The sequence below is a fragment of the Pseudomonas sp. TMB3-21 genome (assembly GCF_054898145.1).
Genome location: NZ_CM142718.1, coordinates 58819 through 82710 on the forward strand (window position 1 = coordinate 58819; position 23892 = coordinate 82710).

The 23892-nt window shown below is 59.0% G+C and carries 25 protein-coding genes and 1 tRNA gene; 11 read left to right on the plus strand and 15 right to left on the minus strand.

The window, feature by feature from the left end; translation table 11 throughout:
- Positions 1 to 50: 50 nt before the first annotated feature.
- Complete coding sequence (locus ACYZTS_RS00395; protein ID WP_461993212.1) at positions 51 to 545, plus strand: HNH endonuclease; 495 nt, start codon at positions 51 to 53, stop codon at positions 543 to 545.
- Between the two features lie 78 nt (positions 546 to 623).
- Here ACYZTS_RS00395 and ACYZTS_RS00400 read toward each other — a convergent pair.
- The 5 genes from ACYZTS_RS00400 to dapA all read right to left on the minus strand — a co-directional run bounded on the left by ACYZTS_RS00400 (position 624) and on the right by dapA (position 4313).
- Positions 624 to 713 (minus strand) — tRNA-Ser (locus ACYZTS_RS00400).
- 83 nt (positions 714 to 796) lie between these two features.
- Positions 797 to 1510: a phosphoribosylaminoimidazolesuccinocarboxamide synthase gene (purC, locus tag ACYZTS_RS00405; protein WP_461993214.1), complete on the minus strand. Its 714-nt coding sequence runs from the start codon at positions 1508 to 1510 to the stop codon at positions 797 to 799.
- Between the two features lie 28 nt (positions 1511 to 1538).
- Positions 1539 to 2297 carry an MBL fold metallo-hydrolase gene (locus tag ACYZTS_RS00410; protein ID WP_461993216.1) on the minus strand — a complete coding sequence of 253 codons (759 nt, stop codon included), beginning with the start codon at positions 2295 to 2297 and terminating at the stop codon, positions 1539 to 1541.
- A 4-nt stretch (positions 2298 to 2301) separates the two neighbouring features.
- Positions 2302 to 3417 (minus strand): outer membrane protein assembly factor BamC, encoded by a 1116-nt coding sequence (gene bamC, locus ACYZTS_RS00415; protein WP_028621871.1) that lies wholly within the window; start codon positions 3415 to 3417, stop codon positions 2302 to 2304.
- A 17-nt stretch (positions 3418 to 3434) separates the two neighbouring features.
- Entirely contained in the window at positions 3435 to 4313 is an 879-nt protein-coding gene (dapA, locus tag ACYZTS_RS00420) for a 4-hydroxy-tetrahydrodipicolinate synthase (protein WP_028621872.1), read from the minus strand.
- A gap of 326 nt (positions 4314 to 4639) precedes the next feature.
- On the opposite strand from dapA, the gene ACYZTS_RS00425 reads away from it, so the two are divergent.
- Positions 4640 to 5200, plus strand: a complete 561-nt coding sequence (locus tag ACYZTS_RS00425; protein ID WP_028621873.1) for a glycine cleavage system transcriptional repressor — start codon at positions 4640 to 4642, stop codon at positions 5198 to 5200.
- A 10-nt stretch (positions 5201 to 5210) separates the two neighbouring features.
- Positions 5211 to 5684: a peroxiredoxin gene (locus ACYZTS_RS00430; RefSeq protein WP_028621874.1), complete on the plus strand. Its 474-nt coding sequence runs from the start codon at positions 5211 to 5213 to the stop codon at positions 5682 to 5684.
- A gap of 45 nt (positions 5685 to 5729) precedes the next feature.
- On the opposite strand, the gene ACYZTS_RS00435 is transcribed toward ACYZTS_RS00430, so the two are convergent.
- Both ACYZTS_RS00435 and ACYZTS_RS00440 read right to left on the minus strand, forming a co-directional pair.
- Positions 5730 to 6800 carry an AI-2E family transporter gene (locus ACYZTS_RS00435; protein WP_028621875.1) on the minus strand — a complete coding sequence of 357 codons (1071 nt, stop codon included), beginning with the start codon at positions 6798 to 6800 and terminating at the stop codon, positions 5730 to 5732.
- A 31-nt stretch (positions 6801 to 6831) separates the two neighbouring features.
- Entirely contained in the window at positions 6832 to 7071 is a 240-nt protein-coding gene (locus tag ACYZTS_RS00440) for a sulfurtransferase TusA family protein (protein ID WP_028621876.1), read from the minus strand.
- Between the two features lie 97 nt (positions 7072 to 7168).
- On the opposite strand from ACYZTS_RS00440, the gene ACYZTS_RS00445 reads away from it, so the two are divergent.
- Positions 7169 to 8602, plus strand: coding sequence for a M48 family metalloprotease (locus ACYZTS_RS00445; protein ID WP_461993220.1), 1434 nt, complete (start codon positions 7169 to 7171; stop codon positions 8600 to 8602).
- A 64-nt stretch (positions 8603 to 8666) separates the two neighbouring features.
- Here the strand turns inward: ACYZTS_RS00445 and ACYZTS_RS00450 are convergent, their stop codons facing one another.
- From ACYZTS_RS00450 to rpoE, 4 genes are all read right to left on the minus strand, one after another.
- Complete coding sequence (locus tag ACYZTS_RS00450) at positions 8667 to 10094, minus strand: DegQ family serine endoprotease (RefSeq protein ID WP_461993223.1); 1428 nt, start codon at positions 10092 to 10094, stop codon at positions 8667 to 8669.
- Between the two features lie 178 nt (positions 10095 to 10272).
- A complete protein-coding gene (locus tag ACYZTS_RS00455; protein ID WP_461993225.1) occupies positions 10273 to 11232 on the minus strand; it encodes a MucB/RseB C-terminal domain-containing protein in 960 nt (319 codons plus the stop codon).
- Positions 11233 to 11240: 8 nt separating this feature from the next.
- On the minus strand, positions 11241 to 11828 hold the full coding sequence (locus tag ACYZTS_RS00460; protein ID WP_028624457.1) for a sigma-E factor negative regulatory protein: 588 nt from the start codon (positions 11826 to 11828) through the stop codon (positions 11241 to 11243).
- A gap of 30 nt (positions 11829 to 11858) precedes the next feature.
- Complete coding sequence (gene rpoE / locus ACYZTS_RS00465) at positions 11859 to 12440, minus strand: RNA polymerase sigma factor RpoE (protein WP_003172477.1); 582 nt, start codon at positions 12438 to 12440, stop codon at positions 11859 to 11861.
- Between the two features lie 559 nt (positions 12441 to 12999).
- Between rpoE and nadB the strand changes: the two genes are divergently transcribed.
- A complete protein-coding gene (nadB, locus tag ACYZTS_RS00470) occupies positions 13000 to 14616 on the plus strand; it encodes an L-aspartate oxidase (RefSeq protein ID WP_461993227.1) in 1617 nt (538 codons plus the stop codon).
- Here the strand turns inward: nadB and ACYZTS_RS00475 are convergent.
- Complete coding sequence (locus ACYZTS_RS00475; protein ID WP_461993229.1) at positions 14585 to 15037, minus strand: protein YgfX; 453 nt, start codon at positions 15035 to 15037, stop codon at positions 14585 to 14587. The genes nadB and ACYZTS_RS00475 overlap by 32 nt on opposite strands.
- A complete protein-coding gene (locus ACYZTS_RS00480) occupies positions 15021 to 15275 on the minus strand; it encodes an FAD assembly factor SdhE (protein WP_028624454.1) in 255 nt (84 codons plus the stop codon). Before ACYZTS_RS00480 ends, ACYZTS_RS00475 begins: the two co-directional genes overlap by 17 nt.
- A gap of 148 nt (positions 15276 to 15423) precedes the next feature.
- Here ACYZTS_RS00480 and ygfZ point away from each other — a divergent pair, with 148 nt between their 5' ends.
- Positions 15424 to 16365: a CAF17-like 4Fe-4S cluster assembly/insertion protein YgfZ gene (gene ygfZ, locus ACYZTS_RS00485; RefSeq protein ID WP_461993232.1), complete on the plus strand. Its 942-nt coding sequence runs from the start codon at positions 15424 to 15426 to the stop codon at positions 16363 to 16365.
- A gap of 31 nt (positions 16366 to 16396) precedes the next feature.
- Positions 16397 to 17218 (plus strand): HDOD domain-containing protein, encoded by an 822-nt coding sequence (locus ACYZTS_RS00490; protein WP_028624452.1) that lies wholly within the window; start codon positions 16397 to 16399, stop codon positions 17216 to 17218.
- A 143-nt stretch (positions 17219 to 17361) separates the two neighbouring features.
- On the opposite strand, the gene ACYZTS_RS00495 is transcribed toward ACYZTS_RS00490, so the two are convergent.
- Positions 17362 to 18750, minus strand: coding sequence for a sensor histidine kinase (locus ACYZTS_RS00495; RefSeq protein WP_028622231.1), 1389 nt, complete (start codon positions 18748 to 18750; stop codon positions 17362 to 17364).
- Complete coding sequence (locus ACYZTS_RS00500; RefSeq protein WP_028622230.1) at positions 18743 to 19414, minus strand: response regulator; 672 nt, start codon at positions 19412 to 19414, stop codon at positions 18743 to 18745. The genes ACYZTS_RS00495 and ACYZTS_RS00500 overlap by 8 nt, the downstream gene beginning before the upstream one ends.
- 400 nt (positions 19415 to 19814) lie before the next feature.
- Here ACYZTS_RS00500 and ACYZTS_RS00505 point away from each other — a divergent pair, with 400 nt between their 5' ends.
- From ACYZTS_RS00505 to ACYZTS_RS00520, 4 genes are read left to right on the plus strand one after another with little or no spacing between them, the layout of a single operon-like run.
- Positions 19815 to 20792, plus strand: a complete 978-nt coding sequence (locus tag ACYZTS_RS00505) for a Bug family tripartite tricarboxylate transporter substrate binding protein (protein WP_461993235.1) — start codon at positions 19815 to 19817, stop codon at positions 20790 to 20792.
- Between the two features lie 59 nt (positions 20793 to 20851).
- Positions 20852 to 21310, plus strand: coding sequence for a tripartite tricarboxylate transporter TctB family protein (locus tag ACYZTS_RS00510; RefSeq protein WP_461993237.1), 459 nt, complete (start codon positions 20852 to 20854; stop codon positions 21308 to 21310).
- A 1-nt stretch (position 21311) separates the two neighbouring features.
- Positions 21312 to 22826, plus strand: coding sequence for a tripartite tricarboxylate transporter permease (locus tag ACYZTS_RS00515; RefSeq protein ID WP_028622227.1), 1515 nt, complete (start codon positions 21312 to 21314; stop codon positions 22824 to 22826).
- Entirely contained in the window at positions 22819 to 23853 is a 1035-nt protein-coding gene (locus ACYZTS_RS00520) for an AbrB family transcriptional regulator (RefSeq protein ID WP_461993239.1), read from the plus strand. Before ACYZTS_RS00515 ends, ACYZTS_RS00520 begins: the two co-directional genes overlap by 8 nt.
- Positions 23854 to 23892: the final 39 nt, after the last annotated feature.

A 23892-nucleotide genomic window follows, 5' to 3' on the forward strand; every position in this document is an offset into this window, starting at 1 on the left:
AACGGTAGCCGAAACGAACCTACACTTCAAACACACCAGTGGAGATATTTATGCTCACCCAAGAAGAACTGAAGCGCCAGCTGTCCTATGACCCGGATACAGGCCGGTTCACATGGATTATTAGAAAGCAGAAGGTTTCGATGGGCAGCCAGGCGGGTAAAACGAGACCGAATGGCTACAGGGAGATACGAATAAATCTCATGTCTTATTTTGAACACCGGCTTGCTTGGCTTTACATGACGGGCGAATGGCCTGCGGAAGACATCGACCACATCAATCGAAATCCATCTGACAATAGGATTGAGAATCTCCGCGAAGCATCGAGGTCTGAAAACCTGCGAAACGTTGGCCCGCTCGCATCCTCATCGACAAGGGTGCGTGGCGTTGACTTCCATAAAGCCAGCAGCAAATTCAGGGCGAGGATCAGGGTTTCAGGAAAAAGGATCGAGCTTGGTATTTTCGCGACGCTGGAAGAAGCGAAGGTAGCCTATCAAGTGGCAGCAAAGAATCTGCACGGCGGGTTTGCGGTAAGCCTGGGGGAGTGAAATTTGCGCCAATTGCACCAAATTTGCCCCAAATACAAAAAAGCCCCGAGGCGATTAAGCGCTCGGGGCCTTTAAATATGGCGGAGAGATAGGGATTCGAACCCTAGGTACCGGTGAAGGTACAACGGATTTCGAATCCGTCCCATTCGGCCACTCTGGCATCTCTCCAACGGCGCGCATCATAACAACACTTTTGCCGGAAGCGAACCCCCCAACCGAAATTTTTCCGTGCTATCAGATGCTTGCGTCGATTAAAGCGGTACGCCCAGGCGATTGGCGACTTCTTCGTAGGCTTCGATAACGTCACCGAGGCCCTGACGGAAGCGGTCCTTGTCCATTTTTTTGCCGGTGGCCTTGTCCCACAGACGGCAGCCGTCCGGGCTGAACTCGTCACCCAGGACGATGGAGCCGTCGGAGAACACGCCGAACTCAAGTTTGAAGTCGACCAGTAGCAGGCCGGCGTCGTCGAACAGTTTGCTCAGGACTTCGTTGACCTTGATCGACAGTTCTTTCATGCGAACCAGTTGCTCAGCGGTGCCCCAACCGAACGCCACAACGTGGGATTCGTTGATGAACGGGTCGCCCTTGGCGTCGTCCTTCAGGAACAGCTCGAAGGTGTAAGGGTTGAGCTTCATGCCCTCTTCGACACCCAGGCGCTTGACCAGACTGCCGGCAGCATAGTTACGCACAACGCACTCGACCGGGATCATGTCGAGCTTCTTCACCAGGCATTCGTTGTCGCCCAGCAGTTTGTCGAATTGGGTCGGCACGCCGGCGGCTTCGAGTTTCTGCATGATGAAGGCGTTGAACTTGTTGTTGACCATGCCTTTGCGATCGAGCTGCTCGATGCGCTTGCCGTCGAACGCCGAAGTGTCGTTGCGAAACAACAGGATCAAGCGGTCAGCGTCATCGGTCTTGAAAACCGATTTGGCTTTGCCGCGGTAGAGTTCTTCACGTTTTTCCATGATGGGCTCCGCTTGCTAAGTAGGTGGGCTAGGCGATGTGGCGCCAGTCGAGCCCTGAATCTTGATCGGCCAGTTGCAGCCAGTCCGGGTCGCACCCGAGGGTGTCGACAAAACATTGCCGGGCCAGCTGCGGCAGGTTGTTCTTGCTGCTTAGATGGGCCAGGACCAGGTGTTGCAGGCCTTGCCAGCCCAACTCGGCCACCAGGAATGCCGCCTGATGGTTGTTCAGATGTCCGTGTTCGCCGCCTACCCGCTGCTTCAGAAAGTACGGATAGTGACCGCGAGCCAGCATGTCACGGCAATGATTGGCCTCGATCATCAGCGCATCGAGGTCACGATAGCCGTTCAACACTCTGTCGCAATAAGAGCCGAGATCAGTCAGCAGGCCGAAGCGCCGCTCACCGTCACTGAACACGTATTGCGTCGGTTCCTGTGCATCATGGGCCACGGCAATGACGCCGATGTCCAGGCTGCCGATCTGAAGTTGCTCGCCGCCTGCGAGCAGGCCGGCCGGTTCAATCGGTTTGCGCATCCCGCGCAGGGTGCCGCGGCTGAGGTAGACAGGCAGATTGTAGCGCCGAGACAGTAAACCCACGCCATGCACGTGATCGGCATGTTCGTGGGTCACGAGTATCGCGCTCAACTGCGCTGGGTGAACACCCAGGCGCAGCAAGCGTTTTTCGGTTTCCCGCAGGGAGAAACCACAATCCACCAGCACGTACGTATCAGCACTGGCTATCAGCGTGCCGTTCCCTTGGCTACCGCTGCCGAGAACGGCAAAACGCATGTGATCAGCCCAGGTTGTCCTGAATCACGCTCAACACTCTGCGCGCTACGTCAGCCGGCGCCACGGTGTTGATGTTTTTCTCGACGGTGACCTGAACGTTTTCACCCACCTTGCTCAGGCGAACCTGATAACGCTCGGCGCGGGCTTCAACTTCTTCCTTGTTCGGCGCACTGCCGAACAGGCTGCTGAAGAAGCCGGGTTTGTCGTCGGCTTTCTCGGCTTTTTCGGCAAGGTTAATGTAGTAGAGACCCAAGCTGCGGTTGATGTCTTCAACGCGCCATTCACCCTGTTCCAGCGCGCGACCTACGCTCGACCACGCGCGATCCAGATCAGGACCGACGTTCAGAACCGGGTTGCCGCTGCCGTCTTCGCTCAGGCTGACGCGACTTGGCGTATCGAAATCACGCGAAGCCAGCATCGACACCGAACCGCCCTGCTCCGAAACACGGCTCATGCTCGCGAGCATGTCATCGACCAGTGCCGCGTCGAGGCCGGTGTTGACCGAGCGGTTGGTAAAGGCCACATCGGCAGTGCTGCCTGCAGGACGTTCAGCGGTCACCACGTAGATTTCACTGGTGTTGCGCTGCACGCCCGGCTCGATGCGAACGCGAGCACGCACCTCGCTGTCAGTGCTGACACCGGCTGCGCTCAGACGCTTGGCCATGGCAGCCGACAACTCGTCGGAGTGCTGCCAGGTGGTAGTGAACTCACCGGTCTGCGGGCGCTGCTCGTCCAGACGGAAACCGTTGTCCTGGAAGAACTGCACGGCCACTGGCCAGGTTTCGGCCGGAGGGTTTTGCGCGACGATCCAGCGAGTATCACCGCTCTTCTGCAGCGAGTAGGCGCTGGCATCGGCGCCCGCGGTCAACGGCTGCGGACGCGGCACGATGTACTCGCCCTTGACGCTGTCATCGGCAACGTTGCGCGGGATAGGCAGCAAGGGATCCAGACGTTTGGCAGTGCTCACGTCCGTCGGCAATTGCATGGGTGCAGTCTGTTGCGCTTCCAGGTAGTCGCTACCCCGGTCACGGAAATAACCTTCCGGGCCCCAGACCCATCCGCAGCCACTGGTGCTGGAGATAATCAAGGCAAGTGCGGAAAGTCCGGCCAATCGCTTCATGCGTCTTATTTCCTCAATTAAACCAGGACGCTGCACTGGCGCAGGGCCGTGCGAAGCGTTTCATGACAAGGTGCGCTCAGCCAGGTCAGCGGCAGGCGAATGCCTTCGTGCATCAGGCCCATTTCGACCAAAGCCCACTTCACCGGAATCGGGTTGGCTTCGATGAACAGATCTTTGTGCAGCGGCATCAGTTTTTCGTTGATGGCCCGTGCGGTATCGGCGTCGCCCTTGAGCGCGGCCTCGCACAGGTCGGCCATTTCGCGCGGAGCGACGTTGGCGGTGACGGAAATGTTGCCCTTGCCGCCCAGCAGGATCAGTTCGACAGCGGTCGGATCATCGCCGGACAGCACGATGAAGTCCTCGCTCACGCCATCGATGATTGCCTGGGCACGCTTCAGGTCGCCAGTGGCTTCCTTGATGCCGATGATGTTCGGCACGGTAGACAGGCGAATCACGGTCTCGGCCTGCATGTCGCAAGAAGTGCGGCCGGGAACGTTGTAGAGAATCTGTGGAATGTCGACCGCTTCGGCAATGTGCTTGAAGTGCTGGTACAGACCTTCCTGAGTCGGCTTGTTGTAATAAGGAACAACCAGCAGGCAAGCGTCAGCCCCGGCTTCTTTGGCGTTGCGGGTCAGCTCGACGGCTTCGCGAGTCGAGTTGGCACCGGTGCCGGCGATGACCGGAATCCGCCCGTTGACCTGCTTGACTACCGCGCGGATGACGTCGATGTGCTCTTGCACATCAAGGGTGGCCGACTCGCCGGTAGTACCGACCGCGACGATGGCATGGGTGCCGTTTTCAAGGTGGAAGTCCACGAGTTTGCTGAGGCTGTCCCAGTCAAGACGCCCGTGTGCATCCATGGGTGTGACCAGTGCCACCATACTGCCCGCAATCATGAAACCGCTCCTGCCGGAAAAAGAGAGCGGTAATGGTACTGGCGCCAAGATGCTTGCACAAGCAAAGTACTGCGCCGCCGCCATTCCCCTCGGCGTTGCTTTTCGCTACCCTTCAGACTTTGATCGGTACTGATCAGCTTGTTCGTCGGGTTACCGCCTCCCTTTTTGGCCTCCCAGGCCCCGTGCCAGCGTCGTATCAGCGCGCTCCTGCTATTAATGGAGCATGTCACGATGCACCACCGGGGTTTTCTGATCGGGCCTGCGCAGGCGTTGCCCGCAATCGTTGCTTCTCATCTACCGACCGCTCATCGCTTTAGGAATGCTGCATGTCCACCCCCACAGTCCGCGAACAATTCCTTGTCATCAGTGCCCTCGGCGCCAACCCCATGGAGCTGACTAACGTCCTGTGCCGCGCCAGCCATGAAAACCGCTGCGCCGTTGTCACTTCCCGCCTGACCCGTCATGGCGAATGCAGTGCGCTGGTCCTTGAGATTTCCGGCAGCTGGGACGCGCTGGCGCGCCTTGAAGGCAGCCTGTCGACCCTGGCCAAGAAACACGCCTTCACGGTCAACGTGGTGCGCAGCGCCGCCCTGGAGAATCGTCCTCAGGCGCTGCCTTACGTCGCCTACGTCAGCTCGGCCTACCGCTCGGACATCATCAACGAGTTGTGCCAGTTCTTCATGGACCACAACGTCGAGCTGGAAAACCTGACCTGCGATACTTATCAGGCGCCACAAACCGGCGGCACCATGCTCAATGCCACCTTTACCGTGACATTGCCGGCGGGCGTGCAAATCAGCTGGCTGCGCGATCAGTTCCTCGATTTTGCCGATGCGCTGAACCTGGACGCGCTGATCGAACCGTGGCGCCCACAGAACCCAATGTAAGGAAGCTCTAATGGCCGTTGCCATCGACCAACCGGTTGCCGACTTCGAAGCACCTGCCACCAGCGGGCAGACCGTCAGCCTCGCGAGCCTCAAAGGCAAGCAGGTGGTGATCTACTTTTATCCGAAGGACAGCACGCCGGGCTGCACGACTCAGGGTCAGGGCTTTCGCGATCAACTGGATGCGTTTAAAGCGGCGAATACCGAAGTGTTCGGCGTTTCCCGCGACAGTCTGAAATCTCATGAAAACTTCAAGGCGAAACAGGCGTTCACGTTTGAATTGATCAGCGACAAGGAAGAAGCGCTGTGTCAGTTGTTCGATGTGATCAAACTGAAGAAGCTGTACGGCAAGGAATACATGGGCGTTGATCGCAGCACGTTTTTGATCGACAAGGACGGCGTGCTGCGCCAGGAATGGCGTGGCGTGAAAGTGCCGGGGCATGTGGATGCGGTTTTGGCGGCTGCTCAGGCGCTAAACAAGGCTTGATAGATGTGGCGTCTTCTCAGACGCCATCGGTCTCCCCGCGGATTTTTACAACAACGGCGCCACAACAGCCTCCCTGCGCGGCCACGCATCCAGCACAGCCTTGAACAAGGTCGCCAACGGAATCGCGAAAAACACGCCCCAGAAGCCCCACAACCCACCGAACAGCAGCACCGCGCAAATGATCGCCACCGGATGCAGATTGACCGCCTCGGAGAACAGCAGCGGCACCAGCACGTTGCCATCCAGCACCTGGATGATCCCGTAGACCGCCATCAAATAGATGAACTGGTCACTCCAGCCCCACTGGAACAACGCGATCAGCAGCACCGGCACGGTCACCAGCACAGTCCCGACATACGGCACCACCACCGACACCCCCACCAGCAATGCCAACAGCGCCGCATAGTTGAGCCCGAGCACGACGAAACCAATGTAAGTCGCCCCGCCGCAGATGAAGATTTCGATGACTTTGCCGCGGATGTAATTGGCGATCTGCCGGTTCATTTCATGCGCGACCCGAGTGATCAGCGCACGCTCGCGGGGCAGATACCCACGCACCCATTCGCCGATGATCTGCCGATCCTTGAGGAAGAAGAACACCAGAATCGGCACCAGCACCAGGTAGATCATGATGTTGACCAGCAACGGCAGGCTCGACAGCGAAAACGTCAGCGCCCATTGGCCAAAGTTGCCGATCTCGCCCCTCGCCACTTCAATGGCGCGCAGTACCTGCTCATCCGACACCAGGTGCGGGTAGCGCTCGGGCAGCAACAACAACAGCGACTGCCATTTGGCGAGCATCCCGGGCAGCTCGTTAAACAGCGTGATCAGTTGATGCCACAACAACGGCACCACGACCACAATGAATACCAGCAGCACGCTCATGAACAATGCGAACACCAAGCCCACCGCCACGCCGCCCGGCATGCGCAGACGCTCAAGCGTCACCACCAGACCCTGCATCAAATAGGCGAGCACCATTCCGGCAAGCACAGGTGCCAACATGCCGCCCAAGGTCAGCACGGCGGTAAATGCCAGAACCAGCAGGACCGCCAGCACCACCGCTTCCTCATCGGAGAAATAACGCTGGATCCAGTCGCGTAATACTTTGAACATCAATAATCCTTATTCACGTACGCCGCAGAACTCAGGCTTTTTTCAACCAGTATCGGTAGACGCCCGCCTCGTCTTCTTCGCGCAGCAGCGTATGACCGGCCAATCGCGCGAAGGTGCGGAAGTCGCGCTGGGAGCCCGCGTCCGTGGCGATCACCTTGAGCACCGCGCCGCTGGCCATTCGATTGAGCTCCAGTTTGGCCTTGAGTAAAGGCAACGGACAATTCAGGCCGCTGGCGTCAAGTTCAGCGTCATGGGCTACAGCGTCGGTCATTGAATCACTCCGGGTCGGGGGTCGAGCCGCTTAGAATATCTGGTCCCGGGCGTACTGTCCGGCTACAGTAAGGTCTTTGTCGACTAAGGCTTTGTGCATGACTTTTCTGCGCCCTACCCTGCTGACGCTCGCTTGCCTGCTCGCCTCACCGGGCTTCGCCGACGACCTGCCGTCACTCGGCGATGCCAGTTCTGCCATAGTCTCGCCGCAACAGGAATATCAACTGGGTCGGGCTTGGCTTGCGCTGTTGCGCAGCCAGGTCTCCCAGCTCAACGACCCGCAACTCAAGGACTATGTCGAATCCAGTGTTTATCGACTGGTGGAGACCAGCCAGGTCAATGACCGGCGCCTCGAATTCATCCTGATCAACAGTCCACAGCTCAACGCCTTTGCTGCGCCGGGCGGGATTGTCGGGGTCAACGGGGGGTTGTTTCTCAACGCCCAGACCGAAGGCGAATTTGCCTCGGTACTGGCTCACGAATTGGCTCACTTGTCGCAACGGCACTTCGCCCGTGGCGTTGAAGCGCAACAGCGCATGCAGGTGCCGATGATGGCCGCACTGCTGGCGGGCATTGTGATTGCTGCGGCCGGGGCCGGCGATGCCGGGATCGCGGCGATTGCCGGCTCGCAGGCAGCCGCCATCCAGGAACAGCGACGCTTTTCGCGCCAGAACGAGCAGGAGGCCGACCGCATCGGCATCCTCAATCTGGAAAAAGCCGGGTACGACCCACGCTCGATGCCGAGCATGTTCGAGCGGTTGGCGCGGCAATATCGCTTCGATGCCAAGCCACCGGAATTCCTCCTGACTCACCCGGTGACCGAATCGCGGATCGCCGACACCCGCAACCGCGCTGAACAGGCCAAAGCAGGCGGTATCGAAGACACCGTGCGCTACCAACTGGTTCGTGCGCGGGTGCAACTGATCTACGAAGAAACGCCAGGGCTGGGTGCCAAGCGCTTCCGTGCGCAACTTGATGAAAATCCAAAAAACGATGTGGCCCGCTACGGCCTGGCCATCGCGCAGATCAAGGGCGGACAGTTGAACGAGGCTCGAGAAAACCTCAAGGTGCTGCTGGCCAAATCACCCAACGAGATTATCTACAACCTCGCCCAGGTCGATCTCGACATCACCAACAATCGCCTGCCCGATGCGCAATCACGAGTCGACCGCTTGCTGACGATGTATCCAGGCAATTACCCGTTGAATTCGGTTCGAGTGGATCTGCTGCTCAAACAGAACCGTGCTGCGGAAGCTGAAAAAGCGCTGGAAAACTTGCTTAAGAGCCGCCCGGACGACCCGGACGTCTGGTACATGGTCGCGGAAACTCGTGGCCTGTCGGGCAACATCATTGGCCTGCACCAGGCCCGTGCCGAGTATTTTGCATTGGTCGGCGATTATCGCCAGGCAATTCAGCAACTGGACTTTGCCAAGCGCAAGGCCGGTACCAACTTCCCGCTGTCCTCGCGCATCGATGCGCGTCAACGTGAATTGATGGAACAGGAGCGCATGGTCAAGGACATGATGGGCTGACACTTTTGCGCAGGCAAAAAAAACCGCCTCAATCGAGGCGGTTTTCGTTTGACCTGCAACCGGATTATTCAGCCAGTTTGAAGGTGATGAAGCTGGCGCGACCTTGACGCAGAACCCGCATCGACACCGAGCGGTTCTTCGGCAAAGCCTTGGCGATGTCGGTGAATTCCTTGGAGGAGCCAATCGCCTGGTTGTTCAGGTGAGTGATCACGTCGCCAGGCTGCAAGCCAATCTGGGAAGCAGGACCGTCCTGAACTTCCTTGATAATCACGCCGCCTTTCAGATCGAAGGTTTTCTTCTGTTCATCTGTCAGCTCGGCGACCGCAACGCCCAAGCGATTACTGCTGCGCTCGGCGCTGGATTTGGCCAGCGAACTTTGTTCGTCGCCCTCCTCGGGTATCGTGCCAACGGTGAGCTCGACATTCTTGCGCTTGCCATCGCGGATCACTTCCAGGTTGGCTTTGGAGCCTGCCTTGAGTGCGCCAACGAGGTGCGGAAGGTCAGCAGACATGACGATCGCCTGACTATTCATGCTCAGGATGACGTCGCCTACTTGCAGACCACCTTTGGCAGCCGGACCATCTTCCTGGATCTGCGCGACCAGTGCTCCGGCCGGTTTATCCAGGCCGAACGACTCGGCCAGGTCTTTGCTCACTTCCTGAATCACTACGCCCAACCAGCCACGACTGACCTTGCCACCCGACTTCAGCTGATTGGAAACGTCCAGCGCGACGTCGATAGGGATCGCGAACGATACGCCCATGAAGCCACCTGAACGGGTGTAGATCTGCGAGTTGATACCGACGACTTCGCCCGCCAGGTTAAACAGCGGACCACCCGAATTGCCCGGGTTGATCGGCACGTCAGTCTGGATAAACGGCACGTAGTTTTCGTTGGGCAGGCTGCGCCCAACGGCGCTGACGATGCCTTGCGTCACGGTATGGTCGAAACCAAACGGCGAGCCAATCGCTACGACCCACTGCCCGGCCTTCAGGTCCAGGGACTTGCCGAGCTTGAGCACCGGCAGGTCTTTGCCTTCAATTTTCAGCAGTGCCACGTCGGAACGTGGGTCAGTGCCAACCAGCTTGGCTTTCAATTCGCTGCGGTCTGCCAGACGAACGAGAATTTCGTCGGCATCGGCGATCACATGGTTATTGGTCAGAATGTAGCCGTCTGGCGAGATGATGAAACCCGATCCCAGGGATTGAGCTTCGCGCTGACGATCACCACGAGGTGAGCGCGATTGCGGCGGCATGCCTCGCTCGAAGAACTCGCGCAACATCGGCGGCAAGCCTTCAAGATCGGGCATCTGCTGATTGACCTTGCGGTCTGGAAGTTTCTGCGTGGTACTGATGTTGACTACTGCAGGCGAGGCCTGTTCGACCAGTTGGGTGAAGTCAGGCAGTTCGACCGCTTGAACAGCGACCGCCTGACCGAGCACCAGCACGGTGGCAAATATGGAGAGGTAAGACTTCAAGCGTGGTATCGACATACGGCTCCCGTTACGACGAGCATGGTTAAGCGATATGGAGCAAAGGAACACCGGAACGATACGCCGGTATTTTTGTTCCGGGAACAAAAAACAAGGCCAGAGCCGAGAGGCTCTGACCTATAAGAAAATTGGGCGGGATTTGCAAACTGAAATGCTCACCAAACATTTCGATCTCGACTCACTGCGTGGTGGTGGCATCATCTTTGCGCATGGATAAAGCAATACGCTCAGCGGTGCCGACCGGTATCTCGCCGACGACGGTCACCATCATTTCGCCTTGCGGCGTCGTCAGACGCCGGGATACCGCAACCGTTGGTCCCAGCTGAGTGCGGGTGTCGGTAACGGTGGCACCATTCAACGGTTCGAGAAACACCGAGAAACGGGCCAAACCATCGTCGTACATCAAACTGTTGACCTGTGTTTTGGTTACGGCGTCCTTGTGGGCAGTGCTGTTGATCAGTTCAAAGCCAGGTGGCAACCAATCCGAACGCCACGCCTGCGCGACTTTCTCTGCGGACGCCTTGCTGCTATTGATGGCAACCGGTTTGCAATCGGCTCCCGGACGTAAATCAGTCTCGGAAGGAACACCAGTTGTCTCAAGTCGAGTGAACTGGAACCGCTCCAGCAGTTGCGCTTTGTCATTCAGCAGCAACGACTTGAGGGGTAGACCGGTTTCTTTATCCAGGTGCAACTCAAATCCATAACGGTGCTGATCACGTGGCGTCAGGGCAACGATGACTGCCGGGCGACCGGCCACGCGCGATTTGCCAATAACGGCAAGGTCGTACCAGTTTTTGAGTTTTTTTGGATCAAGGGTACGAGCTGCAGCGCTGGGAGAATCCCCGAGGCCCGCGATCAGGGTGCCGCTGACGCATTGAGTCAGTCCATCAACGCGTACGACTTCCTGCGCAGATCCATCGAGCTGGAGCAATCGCTCGCGGACCTTGCCATCCTGAACACGATGCCAGATGTTATGGGTCGAGAAACTGCCACTGCGCTCGTAAACGAAGGTGCCTTGAAAGCTTTGCTCTTGCTCGGCGTGACCAAGACGAGTCAACCAGTCCTGAGCTTCGTCGGCGTGGGCTGGAACAACGAACCAGCCACCGAGCAGAAGCGTAAGTAGAGGTATGGCGCGCATGATCCTCCTTAACGGTTTTCCAGGCTTGCCGCACGAGCGTAAGGCAGAGCGCTCTCGGTGCCTTTCAGTGCAGCTTGTTGCGCATGCTGACGCAGGTAGCTTGGCAGACGCTGATCATGCCAACCTGGCTGACCCTGCAAAACACCGTTGGCCATAGGACCGGTGGCTTCCGTGCTCTCGCTGTAGCCGGCCAATACTGCAGGGCCTTTGACTTGCGGGGTTGCCAAACCGGGTTGTGTCGACTGCTGAGCCAGCTGAGCACCGGCAATCTCATCCTGGTTGTAAAGACGAACACCAGCCAAGACAGCAACGGTAACCGAAGCAGCGACCGCCAGACGACCCAGGCTGCGCCATGGACCACGGGTAACTTTTGCCGGTACGGCCTCGTCGGCAAGCGCAGCAGAAACTGCCGCTGCAATGTCCAGACGTGGAAGCAGCAAATCCTTGTGCATTACTGCCCGAGCGATTTGATAACGAGCCCACGTTTCACGGGTTTCAACATCGTCAAAGGCGTTAAGCACTCGACGCAGTTCCAGTTCGTCCGCTTCGTTATCCATCACTGCGGACAGCGATTCCTGCAGGGCTTCACGACTCATGGCGTTCCTCTCTTGGCTATCGCCGCTGTCTCAGTTTTCCTGCAACAACGGCTGCAGGGCTTTATCGATGGCCTCCCGAGCGCGGAAAATCCGGGAGCGCACGGTACCCACCGGACACTGCATGACGCTCGCAATGTCCTCGTAACTCAGACCATCGAATTCACGTAAAGTTAAAGCCGTACGCAAATCTTCTGGCAGTTGCTGGATGGTTCGATGGACAGTTCCTTCGATCTCATCCCGCAGCAATGCACGTTCTGGTGACTCGAGATCCTTGAGGCCATGATCGCCATCGTAGAACTCGGCATCTTCGGAACTTACATCACTATCCGGCGGCCGGCGGCCGCGTGAAACCAGATAGTTTTTCGCCGTGTTAATGGCGATGCGGTAAAGCCACGTATAAAACGCACTGTCTCCGCGAAAATTTCCTAGCGCTCGGTACGCCTTGATAAAGGCTTCCTGCGCCACATCCTGGGCTTCATGGGTGTCGTGCACAAAACGCACGATCAACCCGAGAATTTTGTGCTGATATTTCAGCACTAGCAGATCGAAAGCTCGCTTGTCGCCGCGCTGAACGCGTTCGACCAGTTGCTGATCCTCTTCCTGGGTTAGCATGAACTCTCCTCGATAAGCTCGGAGGAAGCTTGCATAACTAAACGACCAGACTTGCAAACATAGACTCGGGCTTTTCGCAAAAGTTCTCCCCCTTCCAAGCAAGTTTCCTGCGGGCTCTGATTTGGCACGCACGAAAAGCGCAGCACGAAATAATCCGGCTGCGCGAATAATCTTTTCATCGGACCGGCGGCGAGGATCGAAACAACCCCGCACATAAATCCGATGCTGTCCCTTGATTCAGGCAACGGTCTATTGATCTTGGGCTTTCGGCAAAAGTTCCAATTATTTCTAGCCGTGTCCGCGCCACATTGTGCAACCTTGAACGGAAAACCAGTGTTAAATCCACGATACAGTCGCCGTGTCGCCGAACCGGCGGAAAAACCATCCGACGAAGTGTCGACCATTTTCAGTTTACCGTAGTTTCAAATTGCCATATGTGTCCGGCTATTGTGCCGCTCCCCCCCTCTATATACTAGTGGGCTGTGTGGTTGCGTTGCCTCGGCGTTACAGTAGTCGTGCGCCAACCCAGATTCGGGTCGCTTTGAGCGGAAATTTCCAGATGAGCCAACAGTTCCAACACGATGTCCTGGTCATAGGAAGCGGCGCTGCCGGCTTGAGCCTTGCGCTGACCTTGCCCGGTCATTTGCGCATTGCGGTTTTGAGCAAGGGCGATCTCGCCAACGGCTCGACGTTCTGGGCGCAGGGCGGGGTTGCCGCCGTTCTCGATGATACCGACACCGTAGAATCCCACGTCGATGACACCCTGAACGCCGGCGGCGGCTTGTGCCATGAAGACGCCGTGCGTTTCACGGTCGAGCACAGTAAAGAAGCGATTCAGTGGCTTATCGACCAAGGTGTGCCCTTTACTCGCGACGAACAGTCCGGCACCGAAGACGGTGGCTTCGAGTTTCACCTGACCCGAGAAGGCGGTCACAGTCATCGGCGCATCATCCACGCAGCCGACGCTACGGGCGCGGCCATCTTCAAAACCTTGCTCGACAAGGCAAGACAGCGTCCGAACATAGAACTGCTGGAACAACGAGTCGCCGTGGACCTGATCACCAAAAAACGATTGGGCATGCAAGGCGACCGCTGCCTCGGCGCCTACGTTCTTAATCGCGGGACTGGCGAGGTGGACACCTACGGCGCCCGATTCGTCATTCTTGCGTCGGGCGGGGCCGCAAAGGTTTATCTCTATACCAGCAACCCCGATGGCGCGTGCGGTGATGGCATCGCCATGGCCTGGCGTTCGGGTTGCCGAGTGGCGAATCTGGAATTCAACCAGTTTCACCCCACCTGCCTGTATCACCCGCAGGCCAAGAGCTTTCTGGTGACCGAAGCCTTGCGCGGCGAAGGCGCACATTTGAAGCTGCCCAATGGCGAACGCTTCATGCAGCGTTTCGACTCCCGTGCCGAGCTGGCGCCGCGCGATATCGTCGCTCGGGCGATCGACCATGAAATGAAGCGCCTGGGCATTGACTGTGTCTATCTGGACATTAGCCACAAGCCCGAAGAATTCATCAAGACGCACTTCCCGACGGTGTACGAACGCTGCCTCGAGTTTTCCATCGACATCACTAAACAACCGATTCCGGTCGTTCCTGCAGCGCATTACACCTGCGGCGGGGTGATGGTGAATCAGCAGGGTCGCACCGATGTGCCAGGCCTCTACGCCATCGGCGAGACCAGCTTCACCGGTTTGCACGGTGCAAACCGCATGGCCAGCAACTCGCTGCTGGAATGCTTCGTTTATGCACGTTCCGCGGCCGCGGACATTCTTGAGCAATTGCCGCAGATCTCGACGCCCGTCGCCCTGCCCGTCTGGGATGCCAGCCAGGTTACCGATTCGGACGAAGACGTGATCATTGCGCACAACTGGGATGAATTGCGGCGTTTCATGTGGGACTACGTGGGTATCGTTCGCACCAACAAGCGTTTGCAACGAGCACAACATCGCGTGCGCCTGTTGCTGGACGAGATCGACGAGTTCTACAGCAACTATAAGGTCAGCCGGGATTTGATCGAGCTGCGCAACCTGGCTCAGGTCGCAGAACTGATGATTCTGTCAGCGATGGAACGCAAGGAAAGCCGGGGTTTGCATTACACCCTCGATTATCCGGACATGCTGCCAGAGGCGCTCGACACTATTCTGGTGCCGCCCACCTACGCCGGCTGAACGTAAGCCGGACTCGCAGGCGACGGTGCAGATCTGCCGCCTGCGAATCGCGCGGTACGCAGATCGACCGGATCCGTCGCTCGCTCTGCAGTCGGAAACGCAGCACCACAATCAACGGCAGCGCCAGACTGTCTGGCCTCAGCTGTACAGGCTGCCAGCCCGACGCGCGATTCCACAACTGCCAGCCATCGGCATCGCGTCGCAGCCCCATGAATGCCTTGGGATGTGTCAGCAGAATCTGCCGTGGCAGGGTCCACGCGCCATGCGCCAGGCAGGCGAGAATGCCGAGCACGCTTGCCCAGACGGGAATGGAAAGAAGAAACAGCGAACCCAGCGCGAACAGCTGAGCCAACAGATACACCGCCAGCAACTGCCGCGAGGCATGCCAGCGGCATTCGAACGCATTACTTGGGCTGGACACGATCCAGGATCATCCGAACCATGCGCTGAAGCTCCGGATCTTCCGATTCGGCGCGCTCCATGAACCAGCCGAACATGTCCTGATCTTCGCATTCGAGCAGGCGGACATAGCAGTCGCGATCAACCTGATTGAGGTGCGGATAGACCTCTTTGACAAACGGCACCAGCAATACGTCAAGCTCAAGCATGCCGCGGCGGCTGTGCCAGTAGAGGCGATTCAGTTCAACATCTTCGACCATGGAGCGCTCCTCAAATAGGCGGCAAGTATACAGTCCCGGACGCCACCGAACAGTCGGCTTTGGTCGGGCATCACCTACCTTTGGAAACTACCCATTTCATGGGCACACCCTTATGATGTGCCCCAGACTCTTTACCCTGCGATGACCCATGGCCGACTCTGCTTTTTTTTGCACCCTGTCTCACGAAGGCGTACTCGCGGTCCGCGGGACCGATGCCGGCAAATTCCTGCAAGGGCAGCTGACCTGCAACCTCGATTATCTGAGTGAACATCGGGCCAGCCTCGGTGCGCGCTGTACGCAGAAAGGCCGGATGCAATCGAGTTTCCGCATTCTGTTGCAGGGTGACGGCGTGCTGATGGCCATGGCCACCGAGCTGCTGGAGCCGCAGCTGGCGGACCTGAAAAAATACGCAGTGTTCTCCAAATCGAAGCTCACCGATGAAAGCGCAGCGTGGGTGCGCTTCGGCGTCGTTCTAGGCGACACCGTGCTGGCAGATCTGGGTCTCGAGCTGCCGGCAGACACCGACAGCGTTGTGCGCCATGGCGACCTGATTGCCGTGCGCGTCTCGCCGGACCGTGCGGAACTCTGGGTGCCTGCTGATCAAGCTGACGTGGTCAAAGGCAAGCTGTCGGCCGTACTGGCGCCGGGCGATCTGAATGAATGGCTATTGGGTCAGATCCGCGCAGGGATCGGTCAGGTGATGCCGGCGACTCGCGAACTGTTCATCCCGCAGATGCTTAACCTGCAAGCCGTCGGTGGAGTGAGCTTTAAAAAGGGTTGCTACACTGGCCAGGAAATCGTCGCGCGGATGCAATACCTGGGCAAACTGAAGCGCCGTTTGTATCGGCTAAGCCTGCCCGCCGGCGAATTGCCGGAGCCGGGCACACCGCTGTTTTCGCCTTCGCACGGCAGCTCGATCGGCGAAGTGGTGATCGCCGCGCACGCGGAGCGTAATATTGAACTCCTGGCTGTACTGCAAGCCGAAGCAGCTGAAGGTTGCGATATCCATCTTGGCGCGCTTGAAGGGCCCGCTTTGCAGTTGCTCGACCTGCCTTACGACCTGGATCGCGATCGCGAAATCCAGCGCTGATGCAGCATTGCCGTAATCCTAGAGAATCGAAATGAGCGAGCTGGCGGATAAGGTCCAACAGGATTTGGTTGCGGCCATCAGTAATGATGACCTGGTGCTGCCAACGTTACCGGAAGTTGCCCTGCAGATTCGCAAGGCTGCTGAGGATCCGGAAATCAGCGTCAGTGCCCTGAGCAAAGTGATCGGCCGGGATACGGCGCTGTCGGCGCGCCTGATCAAAATCGTCAACAGCCCGCTGCTGCGCGCCACGCAGGAAGTCACGGACCTGCACACCGCCATCACGCGGCTGGGGGTCAATTACAGCAGTAACCTGGCCATCGGCCTGGTGATGGAACAGATATTCCATGCGCGCTCCGAGGTGGTGGAACAGAAAATGCGCGACGTCTGGCGCAAGAGCCTGGAAATTGCCGGCGTCAGTTACGCCTTGTGCCGCCGCTACACTGACCTGAAGCCCGATCAAGCTGCCCTGGGTGGTTTGGTGCATCAGATCGGCGTCCTGCCGATTCTGACCTACGCCGAAGATCACAATGAACTGCTGGCGGACCCGGTCAGCTTGAACCATGTGATCGACAAGATTCATCCGGTGATTGGTGAGAAGTTGCTGCGGGTCTGGGATTTTCCGGAAAAACTGGTGAAGGTTCCGGGACTGTACCTGGACTTCGAGCGCGACTCCGAGCGGGTCGATTACGTTGACCTGGTACAGGTCGCGAGCCTGTTTTGCCACAAATATACCGATCATCCTCTCGCGCGGATCGATGCGTCGAACGTCCCGGCGTTCAAAAAGCTGAAGATTGATCCGGAGCACGAAGCGATGCACAGAGACCTGGAAGAATCGCGTTCGATGTTTCATTAAATCTTGTGGCGAGGGGGCTTGCCCCCGTTCGGCTGCGACGCAGTCGTGACAGTGATTAATTCGATATTCAAGTAACCACGGCAGCCGTTTTGGGACCGCTTCGCAGTCCAACGGGGGCAAGCCCCCTCGCCACAGGGTAGCGTTCAGTCTCCGGCGATAAAGCTCACACGCACTGTCAAGCCCGCCTGCTCGCCATCATGCAAACTGATCTGCGCCAGATGCGCGCGGCAAATCTCGCCGACAATCGCCAAGCCCAGGCCTGACCCGGCGACCTGCTGATTGCGCCGATAAAACCGCTCGAACACCCGTTCGCGCTCTTCCAGCGGAATGCCCGGGCCGTCATCTTCAACTTCCAGCACCGCTGGCGCCGACACCCGCAGAATCACGTTGCCGCCCGGCGGCGTATGCGCCAGTGCGTTATCCACCAGGTTGCTCAGCAGTTCATTCAACAAGGTCGGCTCACCCCGCAGCCACACTGGCTCATCCGCTTCCAGCGCCAGCGCTACGCCGCGCTTGTGCGCGAGCGGCGCCATGGCCATGCCGAGTTCGCGCGCCAACTGGCTGAGGTCGAGCAACTGTGCGCCCCCCTCGGCAATCGCCCGAGCGCCGTTCTCGACCCGCGCCAGGGAGAGTAACTGATTGGCCAGGTGGGTCAGGCGGTCAGTGTTCTGCGCCGCTGTTTCCAGGGTCTCGCGCCAGGTGTCGGCTTGGGTCGCGCGCAGCCCCAGTTCCAGTCGCGCCTTGAGCGCCGCCAGAGGTGTGCGCAACTCATGCGCGGCATCGGCGATAAACTGCGCCTGGCGCTCGAACTGCCCGCGCAGTCGCTCGGTAAAGTGATTAAGAGCGCTGACCAGCGGCCACAATTCATGTTGCACTTCCACCAATGGCAGCGGCCGCAAATCGTCGGGTTGACGCTCTTCCACCGCCGTGCGCAAACGCTCCAGCGGGCGCAACGCCGCGCTGACTGCAAACCACACCATCAGCAATGCTCCGATGGCCAGCATGCCCAGCCGCAGCAACGTGTCTGCGGCCAGACTGCGCGCCATGCTTACCCGGGCCTCATCGGTTTCCGCCACGCGGATTTCCGCCATGCCGTTCATGTTCGGTTCGCTGACGGGTTTGAGCAGGCTGACCACACGGACGTTCTGCCCCTGATACTCGGCATTGTAGAAACGCGCCAGGGCCGGATAGTCATCGGTGCGCGGCGTGCCCGGCGGTGGCGCAGGCAGGTTTTCGTAACCGGAGATCAGCTTCTGATTGATGTCGTTGACCAGGTAGAAAATTCGCCCGGCGCTGTCATACGCGAAGGTATCAAGCGCCACATACGGCACGTCGAGACTCAGGCTGCCGTCGCGCTCGGACAAGCCGGCAGCGATGGTTCTCGCTGAGGCCAGCAACGTGCGGTCGTACGCAGTATCGGCAGCTTCGCGACCGTTCCAGTAGGCACTCAGACCACTCGCGAGCATCAACACCACCAGCAACACTGCGAGGTTCCACAGTAAACGCCAGCGCAGGCTGCTGGCCTTATGCATCGCGGCTTTCCAGTAAATAACCAAGCCCGCGGAAGGTGACGATGGCAACTGGCTGCCCGTCGAGTTTCTTACGCAAACGATGGACGTAAATCTCGATGGCGTCGGGGCTGGCCTCTTCGTCCAGGCCGAATACTTGCGAAGCGAGTTGCTCCTTGCTCATCACGCGACCAGGCCGGGCGATCAAGGCTTCGAGCACGGCCTGCTCACGGGAGGTCAGGGTGAGTAATTCATCGCCGAGGGTGAAGCGTCGGGTGTCCAGATCGTAGGCCAGCACGCCGCAGGTCTGCTGACGTTCACCGCCGAGCACACTGCGGCGCAGCAGGGCTTTGACCCGAGCTTCCAGTTCTGTGAGTTCGAAGGGCTTGGCCAGGTAGTCATCCGCGCCGAGGTTCAGGCCATGCACACGGTCTTTGACGTCGCTGCGCGCGGTCAACATCAGCACCGGCAGGTTTTTGCCCCGCGCCCGCAAACGCGCCAGTACTTCGAAACCATCCATGCGCGGCAAGCCGACATCAAGGATCGCCACAGCGTATTCCTCGCTGCTCAAGGCCAGGTCGGCCGCGACGCCATCGTGCAACACATCCACGGTCAAACCGGTGCTCTTGAGCGCCTGGGCCACACTGTCGGCCAATTGCAGATGGTCTTCGACGAGCAGAACACGCATGGATCTTTACCTCATTCAGGGATGTTCAACGCCAGCCTCTGGCGCGGAGTTTACAGCCGCGTACGTCGCTGTGAAGCCTGAAAAACGCGAATATCCCGGTGACAGGCTGATGAAAGGTTGCTGAAAGGTTCGCCCGTTACAGTCGGGCCACGGATGGTTTGAACACACCATCAACCGTGCTTTGAAATGTAGCTCCCGAAAAACGCCACGAAGCGTTTTCGCCAATAAGAACAATAAAACGAGGTACGCATCATGCTGGCTCCAAAGCTTCAGGCTTGCCCGCCCTACTCTATTCCTCATCTCTCACTATTTACGTGTGCCAGCGCCGGCATTGGCTGCGCAGCGCGAAATCGTCGCACCTGAAACATCCCCAAAAACAACAACTCCCCTGGAGACACCCATGAACCGATCAATGCGCCGTTTCGCCCTCGCCGCCAGTTGTGTGCTGTTTGCCGGCCAGCTGATGGCCGAGCCCAAACGCCCTGAATGCATCGCCCCGGCCTCCCCGGGCGGCGGTTTTGACTTGACGTGCAAGCTGGTGCAGAGCGCGCTGGTGAATGAAAAGCTGTTGAGCAAACCGATGCGTGTGACCTATATGCCCGGCGGTGTCGGCGCTGTGGCGTACAACGCCGTGGTCGCGCAACGCCCGGCCGACGCCGGAACGCTGGTGGCGTGGTCCAGCGGTTCGCTGCTCAACCTGGCCCAAGGCAAATTCGGCCGCTTTGACGAAAACGCCGTGCGCTGGCTCGCGGCAGTCGGCACCAGCTACGGTGCCATCGCGGTGAAAGCCGATTCGCCCTACAAGACGCTGGACGATCTGGTTAAAGCGCTGAAGAAAGATCCGGGCTCGGTGGTCATCGGTTCCGGCGGCACCGTCGGCAGCCAGGACTGGATGCAAACCGCGCTGATCGCTAAAGCCGCCGGCATCAACCCACGCGAGCTGCGTTATGTCGCCCTCGAAGGCGGCGGCGAAATTGCTACGGCCCTGCTGGGTGGCCACATCCAGGTCGGCAGCACCGACATCTCCGACTCCATGCCGCACATCCAGAGCGGCGACATGCGCTTGCTGGCAGTGTTCTCTGAAAACCGTCTGGACGAGCCGGAAATGAAAGACATTCCGACTGCCAAAGAGCAAGGCTACGACATCGTCTGGCCAGTGGTTCGCGGTTTCTACCTGGGGCCTAAGGTCAGCGACGCAGACTACGCCTGGTGGAAAGATGCCTTCGACAAAATGCTTGCGTCCGGCGAGTTCGCCAAGCTGCGCGATCAGCGTGAACTGTTTCCGTTCGCGATGACCGGCCCGGAGCTGGACACCTACGTGAAGAAGCAGGTTGCCGACTACAAAGTGCTGGCCAAAGAGTTCGGCCTGATCCAGTGATCGCCTCTTTCTAGCGGCTGCGGCTCCGAGTGATCGGGGCCGCGGCGCAGGAGTTTCTCATGCTCGTACAACGCATTTTCGCCTCGGTGCTATTGCTGGCCTGCATCGGCCTGACACTGATGGCGTGGCCGTACCAGGCGGCTTTTTCCTACGAACCGGTCGGTCCTCGGGCGTTTCCGCTGTTGATGCTCGGCCTGATGGGTCTCGGTTTGCTCTACATGGTGTTTCGTCCGACACCGATCGTGCACAGCGACGATGACCCGCAGCTGGACCGCGACACCTTGGTCAAGATCGGCATCTGTGTCGTCCTGCTGCTGATTTTCGCCGGCACCTTCGAACCCCTCGGTTTCATCGTCGCCAGCATCCTGATCGGCGTACCGATGGCTCGCCTGTACGGCGGTCGCTGGCTACCCAGTGCCGTGATCATCAGCCTGATGGCGATCGGTCTCTATCTGCTGTTCGACAAAGTCATGGACGTGCCACTGCCTTTGGGCGTGCTCGACGTTCTGGAGAACTGACATGGATACGCTTGGTTATTTGGGTCAGGGCTTTGGCGTTGCGCTGAGCCCGTACAATCTGGTGACTGCCTTGTGCGGCACCCTCATCGGCACCGTGGTCGGGCTGTTGCCGGGCCTGGGTCCGATCAACGGCGTGGCGCTGCTGATCCCGATCGCATTTGCCCTCGGCCTGCCGCCGGAATCGGCGCTGATTCTGCTGGCGGCGGTGTACCTGGGTTGCGAATACGGCGGCCGGATCAGCTCGATTCTGCTGAATATTCCAGGCGAAGCTTCCACCGTAATGACCACCCTCGACGGGTACCCGATGGCCCGCAAAGGCATGGCCGGCGTTGCATTGTCGTTGTCGGCGTGGAGCTCGTTCATTGGTGCATTTATCGCCACCTGCGGCATGGTGTTGTTTGCGCCGCTGCTGGCGAAATGGGCGATTGCCTTCGGACCGGCGGAATATTTCGTGCTGATGGTGTTCGCGATTGTCTGCCTCGGCGGCATGGCTGGCGATCGTCCGCTGAAAACGTTTATCGCAGCGTTGATCGGCCTGTTCCTGTCGACCGTCGGCATCGACGCCAACAGCGGCGTTTACCGGTTCACCGGGGACAACATCCATCTGACTGACGGTATTCAGTTTGTCGTGCTGGTGCTCGGCCTGTTCTCCATCAGCGAGATCTTGCTGCTGCTGGAAAAAACCCACCGGGGTCAGGAAGCGGTGAAAGCCACTGGCCGGATGATGTTCAACTTCAAGGAAGCTTCGGCGGTGTTCGCGGTGAACGTCCGTTGCGGCGTGCTGGGTTTCATCATGGGTGTCTTGCCGGGTGCCGGTGCGACCCTGGCCAGTGCCGTGGCTTACATGACCGAGAAACGCATCGCCGGCGCCAAGGGCACCTTCGGCCAAGGCGACATGCGCGGCCTCGCCGCTCCGGAAACTGCCATCGGCGGTGCAGCCTGCGGTGCACTGGTGCCGATGCTGACGCTGGGCGTGCCAGGTTCGGGCACCACGGCGGTGATGATCGGCGCACTCTCGCTGTACAACATCACACCGGGCCCGCTGCTGTTCCAACAGCAACCGGACATCGTCTGGGGGCTGATCGCGTCGTTGTTCATCGCCAACACCATGCTGGTGATCCTCAACATCCCGATGATCCGTATTTTCACCCGTATCCTGGCCGTGCCTAACTGGGCGCTGGTGCCGGTGATCGCGATCATCACAGGGATCGGCGTTTACGCAGTGCACGCCACCACCTTCGACCTGTTCCTGATGATCGGGATCGGCATTTTCGGTTACATCCTGCGCAAGCTGGACTTCCCGTTGTCGCCGGTGCTGCTGGGTTTCATCCTCGGTGGTTTGATGGAGCAGAACCTGCGTCGGGCGCTGTCGATTTCCAACGGTGCGCTGGAGATCCTCTGGTCAAGCCCGATCACTTTAGGCGTGTGGGTACTGACCGTGATCATGCTGTTCATGCCGATCGTGCGGATCTGGCGCAAACGTTCGGCTGCCCGGCGCACCCTGGCCGATGTCTGATCGAACACCGTTCAACGCCTGGTGGGGCACGCCTTTAGTAGGCGCGCTGGGCGGTTACCTCGCCAGTCTGGTGGGCTGGCCGCTGCCATGGATGGTCGGCTCATTGCTGGCAATTATCCTGGTGCGCTGCCTGACGCCGTGGCAATTGGCGGAAATTCCCGGCGGCCGCAAATGCGGTCAATGGGTCATCGGCATCGGTATCGGCCTGCACTTCACCCCCGTGGTGATGGAGCAGGTGCTGAGCCACTTCGGTTTGATCTTCTTCGGTGCGCTGATCACCAGTCTCTCGGCGGTGGTCGGCGTCTGGTTGATGCGGCGCACCGGTGAGGACCGCGCCACGGCATTCTTCTCCAGCATGCCCGGCGGCTCCGGGGAGATGGTCAACCTCGGCGCACGCAACGGCGCGGTGCTCAGTCGCGTCGCTGCGGGGCAAAGCTTGCGCGTGCTGGTGGTCGTCCTCTGCGTACCCGCCGCTTTCAAATATCTGCTGGGTGACGGTGCGCCGATGTTTCATCCGGCCGCCGTCAACTGGTGGTGGCTCGCTCTGCTGTTACCGGCAGGCGCAGTCGCAGCGTTGATCTGGGAACGTCTTCGGCAGCCCAACCCGTGGCTGTTCGGGCCGCTGCTGGTCAGCGCGGCGGTCAGTATTGGTTGGGATTTGCACATCGGTCTGCCGGCTGGTGGCAGCCAGATCGGTCAGTTGCTGATCGGCAGCGGACTGGGCTGTCATTTCAATCGGCAGTTCTTCCGGCGCGCGCCATCGTTCATGGGCCGCACGTTGCTTGGCACCGTGTTGACCATGCTGATCGCGACGGTGGCGGCGCTGGGATTGAGTGCGTTGACACATCTGGATCTGCGTTCACTGACGTTAGGCATGATGCCGGGCGGGATCGCCGAAATGAGCCTGACGGCGGAAACACTGCAATTGTCCGTGCCGCTGGTGACAGCGATGCAGGTGATGCGTTTGTTGTTTGTGTTGTTTCTGGCGGAGCCGTTGTTCAGGTATTGGAATCGGGATGCTGAATAGAGACCGAGTCGGCCCCATCGCGAGCAGGCTCGCTCCCAC

Excerpts from the sequence above, each read along its gene's own strand:
- rpoE (WP_003172477.1), bottom strand. The coding sequence starts at position 12,440 with ATGCTAACCCAGGAAGAGGATCAGCAACTGGTCGAACGCGTTCAGCGC.
- ygfZ (WP_461993232.1), top strand. The coding sequence starts at position 15,424 with ATGGCCGACTCTGCTTTTTTTTGCACCCTGTCTCACGAAGGCGTACTC.
- ACYZTS_RS00480 (WP_028624454.1), bottom strand. The coding sequence starts at position 15,275 with ATGGTCGAAGATGTTGAACTGAATCGCCTCTACTGGCACAGCCGCCGC.
- ACYZTS_RS00500 (WP_028622230.1), bottom strand. The coding sequence starts at position 19,414 with ATGCGTGTTCTGCTCGTCGAAGACCATCTGCAATTGGCCGACAGTGTG.
- ACYZTS_RS00395 (WP_461993212.1), top strand. The coding sequence starts at position 51 with ATGCTCACCCAAGAAGAACTGAAGCGCCAGCTGTCCTATGACCCGGAT.
- ACYZTS_RS00445 (WP_461993220.1), top strand. The coding sequence starts at position 7,169 with ATGACTTTTCTGCGCCCTACCCTGCTGACGCTCGCTTGCCTGCTCGCC.
- ACYZTS_RS00520 (WP_461993239.1), top strand. The coding sequence starts at position 22,819 with ATGTCTGATCGAACACCGTTCAACGCCTGGTGGGGCACGCCTTTAGTA.
- bamC (WP_028621871.1), bottom strand. The coding sequence starts at position 3,417 with ATGAAGCGATTGGCCGGACTTTCCGCACTTGCCTTGATTATCTCCAGC.
- ACYZTS_RS00495 (WP_028622231.1), bottom strand. The coding sequence starts at position 18,750 with ATGCATAAGGCCAGCAGCCTGCGCTGGCGTTTACTGTGGAACCTCGCA.
- ACYZTS_RS00430 (WP_028621874.1), top strand. The coding sequence starts at position 5,211 with ATGGCCGTTGCCATCGACCAACCGGTTGCCGACTTCGAAGCACCTGCC.
- purC (WP_461993214.1), bottom strand. The coding sequence starts at position 1,510 with ATGGAAAAACGTGAAGAACTCTACCGCGGCAAAGCCAAATCGGTTTTC.
- ACYZTS_RS00450 (WP_461993223.1), bottom strand. The coding sequence starts at position 10,094 with ATGTCGATACCACGCTTGAAGTCTTACCTCTCCATATTTGCCACCGTG.
- ACYZTS_RS00490 (WP_028624452.1), top strand. The coding sequence starts at position 16,397 with ATGAGCGAGCTGGCGGATAAGGTCCAACAGGATTTGGTTGCGGCCATC.
- ACYZTS_RS00455 (WP_461993225.1), bottom strand. The coding sequence starts at position 11,232 with ATGCGCGCCATACCTCTACTTACGCTTCTGCTCGGTGGCTGGTTCGTT.
- ACYZTS_RS00440 (WP_028621876.1), bottom strand. The coding sequence starts at position 7,071 with ATGACCGACGCTGTAGCCCATGACGCTGAACTTGACGCCAGCGGCCTG.
- ACYZTS_RS00435 (WP_028621875.1), bottom strand. The coding sequence starts at position 6,800 with ATGTTCAAAGTATTACGCGACTGGATCCAGCGTTATTTCTCCGATGAG.
- ACYZTS_RS00410 (WP_461993216.1), bottom strand. The coding sequence starts at position 2,297 with ATGCGTTTTGCCGTTCTCGGCAGCGGTAGCCAAGGGAACGGCACGCTG.
- dapA (WP_028621872.1), bottom strand. The coding sequence starts at position 4,313 with ATGATTGCGGGCAGTATGGTGGCACTGGTCACACCCATGGATGCACAC.
- ACYZTS_RS00510 (WP_461993237.1), top strand. The coding sequence starts at position 20,852 with ATGCTCGTACAACGCATTTTCGCCTCGGTGCTATTGCTGGCCTGCATC.
- ACYZTS_RS00505 (WP_461993235.1), top strand. The coding sequence starts at position 19,815 with ATGAACCGATCAATGCGCCGTTTCGCCCTCGCCGCCAGTTGTGTGCTG.
- ACYZTS_RS00460 (WP_028624457.1), bottom strand. The coding sequence starts at position 11,828 with ATGAGTCGTGAAGCCCTGCAGGAATCGCTGTCCGCAGTGATGGATAAC.
- ACYZTS_RS00425 (WP_028621873.1), top strand. The coding sequence starts at position 4,640 with ATGTCCACCCCCACAGTCCGCGAACAATTCCTTGTCATCAGTGCCCTC.
- nadB (WP_461993227.1), top strand. The coding sequence starts at position 13,000 with ATGAGCCAACAGTTCCAACACGATGTCCTGGTCATAGGAAGCGGCGCT.
- ACYZTS_RS00515 (WP_028622227.1), top strand. The coding sequence starts at position 21,312 with ATGGATACGCTTGGTTATTTGGGTCAGGGCTTTGGCGTTGCGCTGAGC.